15 protein-coding genes and 1 pseudogene are annotated in these 15,053 nt (G+C 67.5%); 12 read left to right on the top strand and 4 right to left on the bottom strand.

Annotated elements, in window-relative coordinates; translation table 11 throughout:
* Positions 1–30: 30 nt before the first annotated feature.
* The gene (locus AB0L82_RS07735; protein WP_364632461.1) at positions 31–906 is read left to right on the top strand and encodes an alpha/beta hydrolase; all 876 of its coding nucleotides are present in this window, start codon (positions 31–33) and stop codon (positions 904–906) included.
* A gap of 3 nt (positions 907–909) precedes the next feature.
* On the opposite strand, the gene AB0L82_RS07730 is transcribed toward AB0L82_RS07735, so the two are convergent.
* Positions 910–1,512: a TetR/AcrR family transcriptional regulator gene (locus AB0L82_RS07730; RefSeq protein WP_364632459.1), complete on the bottom strand. Its 603-nt coding sequence runs from the start codon at positions 1,510–1,512 to the stop codon at positions 910–912.
* Between the two features lie 97 nt (positions 1,513–1,609).
* Between AB0L82_RS07730 and AB0L82_RS07725 the strand changes: the two are divergent.
* The 4 genes and pseudogenes from AB0L82_RS07725 to AB0L82_RS07710 all read left to right on the top strand — a co-directional run bounded on the left by AB0L82_RS07725 (position 1,610) and on the right by AB0L82_RS07710 (position 4,796).
* Positions 1,610–2,055: pseudogene (locus tag AB0L82_RS07725) on the top strand (MarR family transcriptional regulator).
* Complete coding sequence (locus tag AB0L82_RS07720) at positions 2,052–3,110, top strand: MFS transporter (protein ID WP_364632457.1); 1,059 nt, start codon at positions 2,052–2,054, stop codon at positions 3,108–3,110. Before AB0L82_RS07725 ends, AB0L82_RS07720 begins: the two are co-directional and overlap by 4 nt.
* A gap of 85 nt (positions 3,111–3,195) precedes the next feature.
* The gene (locus AB0L82_RS07715) at positions 3,196–3,822 is read left to right on the top strand and encodes an alpha-ketoglutarate-dependent dioxygenase AlkB (protein WP_364632455.1); all 627 of its coding nucleotides are present in this window, start codon (positions 3,196–3,198) and stop codon (positions 3,820–3,822) included.
* An 89-nt stretch (positions 3,823–3,911) separates the two neighbouring features.
* Positions 3,912–4,796, top strand: a complete 885-nt coding sequence (locus AB0L82_RS07710) for an aldo/keto reductase (RefSeq protein ID WP_364632453.1) — start codon at positions 3,912–3,914, stop codon at positions 4,794–4,796.
* Between the two features lie 22 nt (positions 4,797–4,818).
* Here AB0L82_RS07710 and AB0L82_RS07705 read toward each other — a convergent pair whose 3' ends face one another.
* Together AB0L82_RS07705 and AB0L82_RS07700 are read right to left on the bottom strand one after the other, a co-directional pair.
* Entirely contained in the window at positions 4,819–6,051 is a 1,233-nt protein-coding gene (locus AB0L82_RS07705) for an FAD-dependent oxidoreductase (RefSeq protein WP_364632451.1), read from the bottom strand.
* A 72-nt stretch (positions 6,052–6,123) separates the two neighbouring features.
* Positions 6,124–6,687, bottom strand: a complete 564-nt coding sequence (locus AB0L82_RS07700) for a DUF4334 domain-containing protein (RefSeq protein ID WP_364632450.1) — start codon at positions 6,685–6,687, stop codon at positions 6,124–6,126.
* Between the two features lie 87 nt (positions 6,688–6,774).
* On the opposite strand from AB0L82_RS07700, the gene AB0L82_RS07695 reads away from it, so the two are divergent.
* The 5 genes from AB0L82_RS07695 to AB0L82_RS07675 all read left to right on the top strand — a co-directional run bounded on the left by AB0L82_RS07695 (position 6,775) and on the right by AB0L82_RS07675 (position 11,961).
* Entirely contained in the window at positions 6,775–7,923 is a 1,149-nt protein-coding gene (locus AB0L82_RS07695; RefSeq protein ID WP_364632448.1) for a serpin family protein, read from the top strand.
* Positions 7,924–7,997: 74 nt separating this feature from the next.
* Complete coding sequence (locus tag AB0L82_RS07690) at positions 7,998–9,017, top strand: J domain-containing protein (protein WP_364632446.1); 1,020 nt, start codon at positions 7,998–8,000, stop codon at positions 9,015–9,017.
* A gap of 5 nt (positions 9,018–9,022) precedes the next feature.
* On the top strand, positions 9,023–10,009 hold the full coding sequence (locus AB0L82_RS07685) for a hypothetical protein (protein ID WP_364632444.1): 987 nt from the start codon (positions 9,023–9,025) through the stop codon (positions 10,007–10,009).
* 13 nt (positions 10,010–10,022) lie between these two features.
* Positions 10,023–11,321, top strand: coding sequence for an adenylosuccinate synthetase (locus AB0L82_RS07680; protein ID WP_364632442.1), 1,299 nt, complete (start codon positions 10,023–10,025; stop codon positions 11,319–11,321).
* A 10-nt stretch (positions 11,322–11,331) separates the two neighbouring features.
* Positions 11,332–11,961 (top strand): NUDIX hydrolase, encoded by a 630-nt coding sequence (locus AB0L82_RS07675; protein ID WP_364632440.1) that lies wholly within the window; start codon positions 11,332–11,334, stop codon positions 11,959–11,961.
* Positions 11,962–12,198: 237 nt separating this feature from the next.
* Here the strand turns inward: AB0L82_RS07675 and AB0L82_RS07670 are convergent, their stop codons facing one another.
* Entirely contained in the window at positions 12,199–12,777 is a 579-nt protein-coding gene (locus tag AB0L82_RS07670) for a helix-turn-helix domain-containing protein (RefSeq protein WP_364632438.1), read from the bottom strand.
* A gap of 196 nt (positions 12,778–12,973) precedes the next feature.
* Between AB0L82_RS07670 and AB0L82_RS07665 the strand changes: the two genes are divergently transcribed.
* Both AB0L82_RS07665 and AB0L82_RS07660 read left to right on the top strand, forming a co-directional pair.
* The gene (locus tag AB0L82_RS07665) at positions 12,974–13,945 is read left to right on the top strand and encodes a zinc-binding dehydrogenase (RefSeq protein WP_364632436.1); all 972 of its coding nucleotides are present in this window, start codon (positions 12,974–12,976) and stop codon (positions 13,943–13,945) included.
* A gap of 168 nt (positions 13,946–14,113) precedes the next feature.
* Complete coding sequence (locus tag AB0L82_RS07660; RefSeq protein WP_364632434.1) at positions 14,114–14,986, top strand: SDR family oxidoreductase; 873 nt, start codon at positions 14,114–14,116, stop codon at positions 14,984–14,986.
* Positions 14,987–15,053: the final 67 nt, after the last annotated feature.

The following is a 15,053-nucleotide window of genomic DNA, read 5'->3' as shown; positions in this document are numbered from 1 at the left end:
CCGTAAACCGGTCTGTGCGATGCTCGGAGAGTGAGCAACGAAGCCGACTTCACCGAACCTGCCCGCGTCACCTTCCGCGGCCACGGCGGTATCACCCTCGCCGGTGACTCCTGGGGACCCCAGGACGGACCACTGGTGGTGTTCCTGCACGGCGGCGGCCAGACCCGCCATTCCTGGAAGGATTCCGGGCTCGCGCTGGCCAAGGCCGGCATGCACGCGGTGCTATTGGACGCACGCGGACACGGGGACAGTGAATGGGCGCCCGGCGGCGATTACACCCGCGCGGCCATGGTCGAGGACCTCATGGCGGTGCTCGAGCAGCTCGGCAAGCCCGGATTCGTGGTCGGGGCGAGCATGGGCGGGCTCACCGGGCTCATCGCCAGCGCGCATCCGCAGCATGAGCGCATCACCGGACTGGTGCTCGTCGACGTCGTTCCCCGCCCCGAGGTCGCGGGCGTACAGCGCGTGATCAGCTTCCTGGACAGCAATCCCGAGGGTTTCGCCAGCCTCGAGGAGGCCGCCGACGCGGTGGCCGCCTATCTGCCGCATCGCCGTCGCCCGCGCAATCCCGAAGGGCTGCAACGCAATCTGCGCCAGCGCGAGGACGGACGCTGGTACTGGCACTGGGATCCGGCCATGCTCGGCGGTGATCGCGGCGAACAGATCGACGTGCACACCAAGGCGCTGGAAGACGCCGCCCGGCAGCTGACCATGCCGGTGCTGCTGGTGCGCGGAGCGCTCTCGGATGTGGTGAGTGAGGAGGGCGTGCAGTCCTTCCGCGCACTGGTGCCGCATGCCGAATACGCCGAGATCGGCGCGGCCGCGCATACCGCGGCCAGCGATGCCAATGACGAATTCACCGATGCCGTGGTCGATTTCGTGCGCGCGCACGTGAGCGTGGCCTGAGGACTAACAGTCCCCCAGCATTCGATCGAGCAGGTGGCGGATCAATTCGACCACCTGCTCGCGGGTGTGAGAGCCGATCAGCACGCCCTGGGTGATGCTGCCCAGACTGAAGACGATCAGCTGGGCGTCCAATTGCGCGGTGTCGAAAGCCTTGCCGGGCTTGCGATTGCGGCGCAGCTGCTCGGTGAAGAGATTGACCAGGTACAGCGGTGCGCCATGGGTGTCCTCGGGTTTGATGAACTCCGAATTGCTCAGCGCCGCCGCGTGATAGGCCGCCAGCACCAGCGCGTCCGCATGACTCACGTCATCGAGCGGAAGCAGCGCCAGCGATACCGCCTCGATCACCTCGCGTGGTGACGCGTCCGCACCCAGCACTCCGACGCGGGCGGCGAACCGCTCCCCCGAATCCACCACCACCGCGAGGTGTGTGGCGAGCAGCAGCTCCCGCTTCGCGCCGAAGTAGTACTGGATCAGGCGCACCGAGATCCCGGCCTCGGCCGCCACCGACTGGAAGGTCGCCGCCTCCAGGCCCCCGGCGGCAATGACGCGCCGGGCGGCCGTGGTGATCTCCCGGCGGCGCTGCTCGTGATCGACCAAACGTGGCATGGGGAGTCATGGTACGCCCATACCACGCCGCCGATTACACAATTAAGATTGAACAATCTGGATTGAACACTCCAGGTTGTCGATCTACCGTGGGGTCATGACCGATGCCACTGTCACCGTCTCCCGGTCCGCCGTCCGCGCCGCTCGTGACCTCCGGATTCTGGTCGGGCGACTGCGCAGGCGATTCCTGGAGCAATCGGACAGTCGCGAGCTCACCCCGTCACAGCAATCGCTGGTCAGCCGGTTGAGCAAGGCGGACAGTTCGGCCAGTGACCTCGCCGCCGCCGAACGGGTGCGGCCGCAGGCGGTCGCGGCCACCCTGAACATTCTCGAGGAACGCGGGCTGATCGTGCGGCGGCCGGATCCGGCGGACCGGCGGCGGCAACTGGTGTCACTGAGCGATGCCGGGCGCGAATTCCACGAGGGCAGGCGACGCGCGGGCGACGAATGGCTGGCCACCGTCATGCAGGAGAAGTTCACCGAGGATGAGCGGCGCATCGTGCTCGAGGGCTCACACTGCTGGAAAGACTCGGGCAGGAATGACTTCGGTTCTCGCACGGCGCGGACGGGCGGCGGACGGGGACTGCTTCGATCGCTCCCTGCTCACCCCGATGCTGCTCGGGACGATTCTCAATCCGATCAATTCGTCGATCATCGCGGTATCGCTGGTGCCGATCGGGGTGGCGTTCGGCGCGCCCGCCACCGAGACGGCCTGGCTGGTGTCGGCACTGTATCTGGCCACCGCCATCGGACAGCCCGTGGTCGGGCGGCTCATCGATCTGTTCGGACCGCGCCGGCTGTTCCTCGCCGGGGCGGCGCTCACCGGAATCGCCGGTGTACTGGGCGCTTTCGCACCCGCGCTGTGGGTGCTGGTGGTAGCGCGGATCGTGCTCGGATTCGGTACGTGCGCGGGATATCCCGCGGCGACGTACCTGATTCGCGGTGAAGCGGACCGCACCGGTAGGGACAGTCCGGCGGGCGTGCTGACCGCGCTCGCGGTGGCGGCACAGACCATCGTGGTGATCGGACCGCCCCTGGGCGGCCTGCTGATTCACGTCGGCGGCTGGCGCGCGACCTTCGCGATCAATATTCCGCTGGCGGTGGCCTGCCTGGTCGCGGGACTGCTGCAGCTGCCGAAAACCGCTATGCCGCAGCGGGAGAAGACCTCCGGACTCGATATCCCGGGCATCGCCCTGTTCACCGCGCTACTGCTGACCGCACCGCTGTTCCTGATGAATCCGCAAGCCGCGCACTGGTATCTGCCGGTCCTGGCCGTCGCGGCCGGAGCCGTGCTGGTGATGCGCGAACTCCACACGCCCGCACCATTTCTCGACGTGCGCGTACTGGGCGGCAATTCCCCGCTGCTGGCCACCTACGGCCGGGTGATGCTGACCAGCACAGTCGGCTACTGCCTCCTCTACGGCTTCACCCAATGGCTCGAATCACCACGAAGCAGATGGCGGGACGGGTCCGCCCTGATCGCACCGAATCATGCGAATCGCAGCTTGCCGACCTGGGCAAACAACAGGCGGTCCATTGCGGCCGCCGGTTGCGGCGACCTCCAGCGGATTCTCCCGAGCACAAATCGATCCAATTGATTTATGCGGGGCCTGGTGTGGCAACACGCGCTGCCAACGGGATGGCTGCTTGAACATGTCCGAGATAGAACGTATGTTCGATCTCATGTCGACGCCATTACAAGGATCGCTGCTCGACGGATTCGGCGAGCTCGAAGTAGGTGCGCTAGGCGGACTCCGGCGCACCGTCCTGAGCGCGGGCGCATGGGTGGATGTGCTCCCGGGCTGGCTGACCGGGGCCGACACGCTGTTCGAGCGGCTTGCGGCCGATGTGCCGTGGCGGGCGGATCGGCGTGCCATGTACGACCGGGTGGTGGATGTGCCTCGGTTGCTGGCGTTCTACGAGCACGGGCAGGGATTGCCGGATCCTGTTCTGGACGAGGCGCGCGATGCGCTGAGCGAGCACTATCGGGATGAGCTCGGGGAGCCGTTCACCACGGCGGGACTCTGCTACTACCGGGACGGGAATGACAGCGTCGCCTGGCATGGCGATACCTCGGGGCGCGGCGCCACACACGACACCATGGTGGCGATCGTGTCGGTGGGCGCTGCACGAGCGTTGCTGCTGCGGCCACGCGGAGGTGGGGAGAGCCTGCGGTATCCGCTCGGGCATGGGGATCTCATCGTGATGGGTGGATCGTGTCAGCGGACGTGGGAGCATGCGATTCCCAAGACGCGGCGGCCAGTGGGGCCGCGCATCAGCATTCAATTCCGGACGCGCGGCGTGCGCTGAACTCCGGATCGCGAACCGCGCGGAATGGAAACCGAGCGGTTCGGGTTCATTTGCTGCGCAAGCAGACAGCGCGCGAGGAGTGATGCGATATGGCGAGTTTCGAACTCGGTGGCAGCCTTCCGGTGAACCGGATCGGTTACGGCACCATGCGATTGGCCGCCGCGCCGGAACCCGGATACGACGCGGGGATGGGGCATATCTGGCGGGCGCCCGCCGATCGGCAGGCGGCGATCGCGGTGCTGCGGCGGGCGGTGGAGCTCGGGGTGAACCTCATCGATACCGCCGATTCGTACGCGCTGGGCGAGAACGAGGAGCTGGTCGCGGAGGCGCTGCACCCCTATCGGGATGATGTGGTGATCGCGACCAAGGTGGGCGTGCTGCGCCCGTCACCGACCGAATGGGTACCGCTCGGACATCCCGCCTATCTGCGCCAGCAGGCCGAATTGGGTTTGCGGCGACTGAAACTCGACCATATCGACCTGCTGCAACTCCATCGCGTCGATCCGCACGTACCGCTCGAAGATCAGATCGGCGCGCTGCGGCAACTGGTGGACGAGGGCAAGGTGCGCCATATCGGGCTCTCCGAGGTAGGCGTCGAGGAATTGCGCGCGGCCCAGCAGATCACGCCCATCGCGAGCGTGCAGAATATGTACAACCTCGGGGCCCGGCAGCACGAGGATGTGGTGGATTACACCGCGGCGCAAGGGATCGCGTTCATTCCATTCTTCCCCGTCGCGATGGGCGCGCACGCGGCGGCGGACGGACCGCTCGCCGCCGTGGCCGCCGAACTCGGCGCGACAACCGCGCAGACATCGCTGGCGTGGCTGCTGCGCCGTGCGGACAATATCCTGCCGATTCCGGGCACCACCTCCATCGCACACCTGGAGGAGAACATCGCGGCGGCCGCCGTGCAACTCTCCGATGCGCAGTTCGAACGGCTCTCCGCTGTCGCACCGGTGGGCGTGGACGCGTAATAGCGCAGTGCCGCAGGCCGTTTCAGGGTCGGCGAGCGAATTCCGGAGCGTGTTCGGCGAGCAGTCCGCGCGCCACCAGGTAGGGCGGGAGACTGCGCAGGACGGGCAGGCGGCGGAAAACGCGAAGAGCCAGTGGGGTATTCGCGGAATTCGAGATATTGAGCTTGCCCGCCACGGCGGGTGCGATGGCCCGCGCGTGCGCTATGCGCTGCATGCCCTGGATGACCCTGGTCGGAACGGCGCGGCGGCGCTGCACCCGGGCCAGATCGGAGGTGCCGACCGTGCCCGAGATCAGTTTCGGGGCAAGGATTGTCGCCGCCGCCACACCGTCCTGAATGGCCAGGTTGATGCCCACTCCCCCGACCGGTGACATGGCGTGCGCGGCGTCACCGATGCAGAGCAGGCCCGGGGTGTACCAGCGATCGAGCCGATCGAGTTTGACATCGAGCAGTTTGACCTCGTCCCAGCTCCGGACCGCGTCCACGCGATCGAGCAGCCAGGGTGCGGCGGCGGCCATATCCCGCAGTATCTCGGTTACCGAATGCTGTTGCCGCACAGCTGAATCGCTGCCCTTGGCCAGCAGAATCGCGCACTGCCAGTAATCGCCGCGGTCGAGCATGATGGCGAACCGGTCGGCGGTGAGCACCGGTACCGCGCCCGCCGGGTCGATATCGTGCCGCGGAACCCGCATCCACCACACGTCGAACGGGGTCTGCCAGGAACGCACCGGCAGCCCCGCCGCGGCGCGCAGGGTCGAGCTCCGGCCGTCGCAGGCGACGGTGAGGTCGGCGCGAAGTTCGCCCGCGGCACCGTCTTCGGTGCGATAGCGCACCCCGGCGACCCGGCCGTTCTCGCGCAGCAGTTCGGTCGCCTCGGTGTTCATGCGCAGCCGGAAGGTGGGTTCGGCATCGGCCGCGTGCGCGAGCAGATCCAGCAGATCCCATTGCGGCACCATGGCGATGTATTTGTACCGGCCCGGTATGTGCTCGAAGGTGGCGAGGGTCCGCATACCCCCGGCGATCGGAATCTGCACCGAATTCAACCGGCGCTGCGGCAGTTTCGCGAACTCCTCGTCCAGGCCGAGTTCATCGAGTAGTTCCAGGGTGGTGGGGTGCACGGTGTCACCGCGGAAATCGCGCAGGAAGTCCGCGTGTTTCTCCAGCACCGTCACCTCGACGCCCGCGCGCGCCAGTAGCAGCCCCAAGATCATGCCCGCCGGACCACCACCGGCGATGAGACAGGTCGTATCTTTCATCGGGCACCCCTCCCGAGCGATAACAATCGGTCAGGTCAAGGGTAGGCCGAAAAGCCTGGTGGTCGGGCTGATCTACCGATCCCGGTAGAGGATGAAGAAGTACGGGTCGCGCAGACCGCGCTTGTCCATCACCCCGAGCAGGGTGTCCTCGTCCACCCGCCGGAAGATATCGATGATCGGCAGATCGTCGTAGATCATTGCGGCGCTGGACTTTCCGCGGAATTCCAGATTGCGCAGCCGGGCGCGCGGGGTCTTGGTGCGCAGCGCCAGGCGCAGCACACCGAGCGAGCGGCGCACCGGACCCAGCGTGGCGGCCGGCACCTTGCCTGCGAGGAAGAGCGGGACACGGCGCGGGTCCACCGGGAAGATCTGCCCGTCGGGGGTGCTGAACAGCAGCGGCTGCACCGCGTCGGCGCTGTCGAACTGCTTTCCGTACCAACCGGATTCGACCAGCATGCCCTTCCAGGGATGGTCGGTGTCCAGTTCGGCCCCGCGCCAGCGGCCGACGGTCACCTCCTCAACGCGCGCGGCGGGCAGCCCGTCGAAGAACTGCCAGGCCTGTTCGGGGGTGCATCCGGCGGATCGCAGCTCCGCCAAACGCGCCGTGGCACTCGATACCGATTCACCGATGGCCATCCGCAGCCTCCTTGCCCGAGTGGATGAAAGATTCTGACTCACAATATCTCAGGGCCTCGGCGGGCTTCCCGCCCCTAGGCTGACCGCATGCCGACACAGCTCGCCGCCCACGTACACGCCGCCAATCGACTCACCGCACGCTGGTGCGAGCGGGCGGGCACGGACGACTTCGTGCTGTCCGGATGCGGCGTCTGGCCGCTGCTGGCACTGCTGGCGGCGACCGCCGATGAGCCCGCTCGATCGGAACTCGCTGCGGCAGCCGGAGTTTCACCCGAGACCGCACATGCGCAGGCACTGGCCATGCTGAAGACGCTCACACACGCGGATTCGATCTCGGCGGCGCTCGGGGTATGGGTGCGCCACGATGTCCGACTGCGGGACGAATGGTTGCGCGCGCTGCCACCCGGGACCGCCGATGTGCTCGGCGGCCAGGCTCAACTGGACGAATGGGCAAGCAAGTACACCGATGGATTGATCGAGCGATTTCCCCTGCGAATCGACACGAACACCCTGCTGGTGCTGGCCACCGCGCTGGTGGCGCGCACGCGGTGGCACTCGGCATTCACCGAGATCCGCATGGAGATCACCGAGGGACCGTGGCGCGGATACGCCGCGACCGGGCTCGATCGCTCGACGCGCGGCGGCAGGGATGCGAGTGTGCTGGAAACGCCACGGCCGGTCACCCGGGTCGTAGTGGAAGGCACCGGCGATCTGGATGTCCATCTGCTGCTCGGTGACGGCACCCCGGGCGAGGTGCTGCGCGCCGGACTCGACGCCGTCGACGGCACGGTGCCCGCGCGCACCGGATTGCCGGTGGGAACCGATGCCCCCGGGTTGACCGTACGCGAGATCGAGAGCACCAGCCGGTCCGATATCGAACGAATTCTGCTGCCCCCGTTCACCGTTCGCTCCATGCACGATCTGTTCGAGCAGCCCGGGCTGTTCGGTTTGACCACGGCGCTCAACGATGACAGCGGGCACTTCCCCGGCATGTCCGACACCCCGCTGGCCATTCAGGCCGGGGCGCAGGACGTGTACGCGAAATTCGGCGCGACCGGTTTCGAAGCGGCGGCGGTCACCGCGTTCAGCATTCAGCCCGGCGGGATGCCCCCGCGCGATCGGTTCACCATTCGGTACACCGAGGTGACCTTCGATCGGCCGTTCGGATTCCTGGCGGTGCACCGGCCGACGGGTGCGGCCGTGGTCGCGGGCTGGGTGGCACGACCGCCCGTCTAGCGTTTTAGTCCCATTGACAAAATACTTCCCGAAAAGGGTGGCGCTCCGCGTTTTAGTCTCCTAGGCTAAAACGCATGACGACGGTACGAGACACAGCGGAGGCGATCCGGGCGGCCAACCGGCCCGAAGACCTGTTCGGTACCGCCACAGCCGATTCCGCCACCCGCGCCGAGGGACGGCGGCGCTATCACCGGCTCGCCGCACAGGTGCACCCCGACCGCGCCACACCCGGTGAGATCAACCTGGCGCGCCGGGCGTTCGAACGGCTCACCGAGCTGTACCGGCAGTGGTCGCAGGCCGATGCCGGCGCACCGCGGGTGACCGGGGCGCGCGGAACGTATCCGATCGGCGCACTGCACGCCCGGGGCTCGGTCGCGGACCTCTACCGCAGCGGCCGGGACCGGATCGTCAAGATCCCCCGGCACGGCGCGGCCAACAAACTGCTCGCGGCCGAACGAAACGCGTTGCGAGACATAGCGATCGTCACCGCCGAACACGAATGGCTGCGGCCGTACTTCCCGGTGCTTGCCGACACCGTCGATCACCTGGACACCGATACCGGCGAGCAGCGGACGGTGAACGTGCTCGACGCGCTCACCGACGGCTTCGTCACCCTCGCGGACGTGCACGCCGAATATCCGGACGGCCTGGACCCGCGCGATTACGCGTGGATGCACCGGCGGCTGCTGCGCTGCCTGTCCGGGGCGGCGCTGGCCGGATGGGTGCACACCGCCATCTGCCCGGCCAATGTGCTGATCCATCCGGCCCAGCACGGGGTCGTCCTGGTCGGCTGGTCCTTCGCCACCCGCCCCGGCGCGGCCGCCGCCGCGACCCTGGGCTCGCTCGACTATCCGCCGGAGATCCGCGATGCGGTCTCCCCCGCCACCGATGTCCACCTCGCACACCGGCTGATGCTCACCATGCTCGGCCGCCACGCTCCCCCGGCGATGCGCTCCTTCGCCGCGGGGTCCATGCAGTCCGATCCGCGGCTGCGCCCCGACGCCGCCGACCTGCTCGGCGAATTCGACGATCTGCTCGACCGGCTTTACGGACAGCGCCGCTTCCGGCCCTTCGAGCTCACGAAAGGACAGTGATCACCATGGGTTACGGAAACTGGGACGACAGCGCCTACGACGCCGCCCGCACCTTCCGCGCCGCCCGCGGCCTCGACGATTTCGGCTACACCGCGGATATGCGGTCGCAGCCGTGGGACGACTGGAAGGCGCACCCCTCGCTCGATCCCAAGGGGGTGAAGTTCCGCGAATCCCGCGATTCGGATGATCACGGGAACTCGCTGCCCATCGCGGTGCTCTTCGATGTCACCGGATCCATGGGCGCGGTGCCGCGCATCATGCAGGAGAAGCTCGGCAAACTGCACGGGCTGTTGCAGCGCAAGGGATATGCCGAGGATCCGCAGATCATGTTCGGCGGTATCGGCGACGCGGACTCGGACCGAGTTCCGTTGCAGGTCGGGCAGTTCGAATCGGACAACCGCATGGACGAGCAGCTGCGGCTCATCTTCCTGGAGGGCAACGGCGGCGGGCAGAAGTCCGAAAGCTATGAACTGGCCGCGTATTTCATGGCCCGGCACACCGCCACCGACGCCTGGGACAAGCGCGGGCAGAAGGGCTACCTGTTCATCGTCGGCGATGAATTGAACAAGCCGCGCTTGGCTTCTCGGCACATTCGCCGCGTCATCGGCGACAAGGTGGACCGCGATATCACCGTCGAATCGGTGTTCCGCGAGGTCGCCGACCGCTGGCACGTGCACTACATCCTGCCCAATCAGTCCAGCTACTACAACGATCCGGAAATCTCGGACTACTGGCGCGGACTGCTCGGCGAGCGATTCCTGCGACTGGACGATCCGGCGGCGGTGTGCGAGCTCATCGCGCTGACCATCGGCATCGGTGAGGATCGCATCGATCTCGGTGCGGGACTCGCGGATCTGCGCGATATCGGTTCGGTCGACGAGGCCGACGCGGTCGGCAAGGCGCTCGCCCCCATCGGGGCCGCGCGGCGCACCCGCAGTGCCGGGGCGCTGCCCGCCGCCACCGGCGACGATGACGTCGACTTCGGAAACTAGAAGGGAGACAACCATGTTCGGCGATCGCCACCTGATAGTGGTCGACCTCGGGTTCGGCGATGCCGGCAAGGGAGCGACGGTGGATTGGCTGTGCGCGCCCTCGACCGGGCTCGATGTCGCCGCGGTGGTGCGATTCAACGGCGGTGCGCAGGCCGCGCACAATGTGATCGCCGGCGGGCGGCATCACACCTTCCGGCAGTTCGGGTCCGGCACCCTGTCCCGGGTGCCGACCCTGCTGTCGCGCCACATGCTGGTCGAGCCCATCGCGCTGGCCGCCGAGGCGCGAGCGCTGGAACTGCTCGGGATCGCCGATCCACTGTCACTGCTGTCCGTCGATGAACGGGCACTGCTCACCACCCCGATCCACGGGGCCGCCAACCGTCGCCGGGAAGACACGAGGGGTGCTGCCCGGCACGGTTCGTGCGGAATCGGGATCGGGGAGACCGCGAGCTACGCGCTCGAACACGACGCGCCACGGGTGGCGGACTGCCTGCGGCCGGATGTGCTGCGGCGCAAGCTGATCGCATTGGAGCAGCACTACGCACCGCTGCTCGCGAATAGTGTGCACGGATACGACTCCATCGACGATCTCGTCGACGTGTACACCGAATTCGCCCGCGCCGTGGCGATTCTGCCGGGTGATCAGCTGGCCGCTATCGCCGCACAGGGGCGATTGGTATTCGAGGGGGCGCAGGGAGCGCTGCTGGACGAATGGCGCGGGCTGCACCCGTACACCACCTGGTCGACGGTGGAACCGCGCAATGCCCGGGCCATGCTCGCCCGTTTCGACGCGCCCGGATATGTCCTCGGCGTCACCCGGAGCTATTTCACCCGGCACGGGGCGGGCCCGTTCCCCACCGAGGACGCCGAACTGTCGATTGCCGAGCGGCACAATGGAACCGGGGCCTATCAGGGCGAATTCCGGCGCGGGCATCTGGATCCGATCCTACTGCGCTATGCCGTGGAAGCCTGCGGCGGTGTGGACGGACTGGTGGTCAACCACCTCGACGCGATCGGCGATATCCGCACGGCCACGGGCTATCTCACGCCCGAGAGCTATGTGGACCGGCTCGATCTCGGGGCCTGGCAGGATCTGGTCCACCAGCTCCGGTTGACCGATCTGCTGAATCGCGCCACACCGGTGCTGGCCGATCTGCCCGCAGATGTGCCCGGATACCGCGAGGCCGAGCTCGGCGTGCCGGTGGTGCTCACCGCGAACGGACCCGATCGTGCCGATCGAAAGCCAGCAACAAATCGGTCATTTCGCCCAACTCGGGCCGAACACGCGAATCCTCCCCCGGCTACGGCATGATTATCCACTTGTGGAGCAACAATCCGCGGTATCCATCGATGTGATCGCCCTGCGCTACGGGCGCGATGACGCCACCGTCACGGTGGGCGTCGCGCCCCGGCGCTGGGAACCCTTCTACGGCGAACTCGCCCTGCCCGGCGTGCTGCTCGGCCGAGGTGAACGCCTGGAAGCGGCCGCCCGGCGCGCCGTGCACACCAAACTCGGTGTGCCCGAAGACGCCATCCGCGCCGTCGGCCAGCTGGTCACCTTCGACGAGCCCAACCGCGACCCGCGCGGACCCACCCTGTCCATCGCCATGTGGGCGGTCATCGGCGACCATGACGGCGATACCGCCGAATGGGCCAACTTCGAGCGAATGCCACACCTCGCCTTCGACCACAATCGCATCGTCGACACCGCCCGCGGGCTCTTCGCCGAAATGCTGTGGAAGCACCTCGAATTCACCCGTCCCCTGATCGGCGAACAATTTCCGGCCACCCGCGCCGTCGAACTGACCGCCGCCCTCGAAGGCTCCCGCCCCGACCCCGGAAACCTCAACCGCACCCTCGCCGCCATCCCCGGCCTCACCCGCACCGGCGACCGCATGCGCGTCAAAGCCACCGGCCGCCCGGCTGCGGTCTGGGCTTTCGAGGCGGAGTAGACATGCGCTCGCGAGCCGGCACCCACTGGACGGTGTAGCGACAGCACCATGGTGACGCATCGCAACCCAGGTTTTGTTCAAGGCATTTCATGAGGTGAGCACGGAATCGCAGTGCGGATGCGTTGCTTTCGTCAGCCCGCGTATCCGACACGCGACAAACTCATATTTAGATGCGCATATCTACGTCTAGATATGTTCGAAACTTGTGCTCTCAGATACCAACCCGGCAATGCGGGATCAAGGCACGGGCGTGCCCGTCAGCACCGATTTCACCAGTGCGCCAATGGCATTGCGCAGGCGCTCGGTCTCCCCCGCGCGGACCATGGCGCGGGCGACCTCCGAACCGACGGAGCTGAAGAGCAGGCGGCCCGCCGCTTCCGCGTCGAGGTCGGGGCGGGCTTCGCCGAGCAGGGTGGTGATATGACGGTCCCAGGTGCCGTGGAATTCGGCGGTGCGGGGGTGCGGGGGGATGGGAGCGCCCGTGTAAGCGGCCATGAGCTCGACGTTTTCGGCCATCATGACCGTCATCGCGTCGAAGAAGGCGATCAAGCGCTCGCCCGCGGGCGCGCCCGGGCCGAGCGGGGGCGGGCCGGTGGTGATCGCGGCAAGCAGCGCCTCGGCGGGCTCGGCGACCAAGGCGTGCAGCAGACCCGCCCGGCTGCCGAAGCGGTGAAAGATGGTGCCCTTACCCACCCCCGCCGCCGCCGCGACCCGATCCATGGTGATCGCGTCCGCGCCGAATTCGGCCAGCAGCGCGCGCGTGGCGTCCAGAATCGCGCGTCGATTGCGCGCGGCATCGGCGCGTTCCTTCGGCACGGCACGCTCTTTCGACGCGACCCGTTCCGTCGACGCGGCGTGTTCATTCGACGCGTCGGACCGATACGGCGCAGCGCTCTCCCCCATCGACGCAGGCTGCTCAGCTGGCATTTCCTCGGCTTTCGTTGACAAGTTGACCGACGGTCCATATCGTAGCGACGCATAACTGGACCGCTAGTCAACTTACGAGGTTTCGATGCAGGCAATCCTATTGACCGCCACCGGTGGGCCCGACGTCCTGGTGCCGAATGAGGTCCCGACGCCGCGGCCGGGAGCCGGGCAGGTGCTCGTGCGCAGCGAGGCGATCCCGGTGTTGTATCCGGAGACCATGCTGCGATCGGGGGCGTTTCCCATTCCGCTCGAGAAACCGTTCGTCTTCGGCACCCAGGCGGCGGGCGTGATCGTGGAACTCGGGGACGGGGTGGATCCGGCACTGCTGGGGCAGCGGGTGATCGTCGCCAGTGACAGCTTCGGCACCTATGCCGAATTCGTGTGTGTCCCCGCCGAATCCGCGGTGCGCATTCCGGACGCGCTCTCCTCGATCGACGCCGCCGCGCTCACCATGAGCGGATCGGTGACCGTTCCACTGCTGGCGGCCGCCGAACTCACCGGCACCGAGACCGTGCTGATCGAGGCCGCCGCAACGGGAATCGGCGGCTATCTCACCCAGCTCGCCAAGGAGGCCGGGGCCGCGCGGGTCATCGCCACCGCGGGCGGGCCCGAAAAGGCCGAGCGCGCTCGCGAATTCGGCGCGGATCTGGTGATCGACCACCTCGATCCGGAGTGGCCCGCACGGCTGCGCGAATCGCTCGGCGGCGCGACCATCGACGTGGTGTTCGATTCCATCGGCGGCGAATCCGCCACCGCGCTATTGGATCTCATGACCCCGCTGACCGGTCGCATGCTCAGCTACGGTTTCCTGTCCGGCGCACCCGCCCAGGTCACCGCCATGGATCTGATCATGCGCGGCCTCACCCTGATCGGCTGCTCCGGTCCGGCCTGGCTCGCCGGTGTCGCGAACTCGCGCGCCGCCGCCCTGGAACTCGCGGCAACGGGATCGATCACCCCGCTGGTGGATCGCGTACTGCCGCTCGACCAGGCCGCGCTGGCCCACCAGCTGCTCGATCAGCGCGCCGCCAAGGGAACGATTGTGCTGCAACCTCGTTAGCCCGACCACCCCGCTCGCCCGGCCGCCTCGGAATCGCGGGACGGATCGACACGCTGTGCTGTCCGGCGACCCGGCGCGCAGACCGGCCAAACCTTCCGATTCGGGCGCGGCGTCCGCATAGAGTGCGTAGACGACAGCGGCGCGGCATCCCACCGGAAGCGAGACTCCATGAGCTCCTCGAATACCGTCCTGATCACCGGCACCTCCACGGGTATCGGCCTGGCCACCGCCATAGGCGCGGCGCGCGCGGGCTGGCAGACCGTGGCCACCATGCGCGATGTGGGGCGCGCGGGGGCGCTCATGGACGCGGCCAATGAGGCCGGCGTGGCCGGGCTGATCCGCGTGGAGGCCCTGGATGTCACCGATTCCGGCTCGGTCACCAACTGCGTGCAGAAGGTGATCTCCGATTACGGGCGACTGGACGCGGTGATCAATAACGCCGGGGCCGGATTCGTCGGGACCATCGAGCAGACCGGCCTCGAACCGGTGCGAAATGTCATGGAGGTCAACTATTTCGGCGTGGTCGCGGTGACGCACGCCGCCATGCCGCATCTGCGCGCGGCGGGCGGGCGGTTGATCACCGTGACCAGCGTCGGCGGGGTGATCGGGCAGCCGTTCAACGAGGCGTACTGCGCGGCCAAATTCGCCGTCGAGGGTTTCATGGAGGCGCTCGCACCGGTCGCGGCGACCGTCGGGGTGCGGGTCCATGTGATCGAACCCGGTGCGGTGGCAAGTGAATTCGTGGCCAGCCAGGGCATCGATATCCCGGCCCTGCTCGCCGCCGCCGGACCGTACGCACCGGCGCTGAAGTTCTATGTCGAGCGCACCCAGCAGGCGTTCCGCAACGCCCAGATCCCGGAACAGGCGGCGGTCCCGATCATCGCGGCACTGACCGACGACGAGGCGCCGTTCCGGGCGCAAACCTCCTCGTGGGCACGGGGATTCACCTCCACCAAACTCGCCGATCTGGATGGCGCGGCGGTTCAGATGGTCACCTCGAGCTGGGTCGAGAAGCACGATCACGTCGGCGCGGATCACTAGCGCCGAGAAACACCCGGTGAACGGCAATGAGCGCCATCCGGATTCCGGAGGCGCTCATTCGCTGTGG

It is taken from the genome of Nocardia sp. NPDC052001 (genome assembly GCF_040680615.1).
Lineage (GTDB): Bacteria > Actinomycetota > Actinomycetes > Mycobacteriales > Mycobacteriaceae > Nocardia.
The sequence above is the reverse complement of the archived record's forward strand: the minus strand, read 5'-3'. Positions and strand labels throughout refer to the sequence as shown.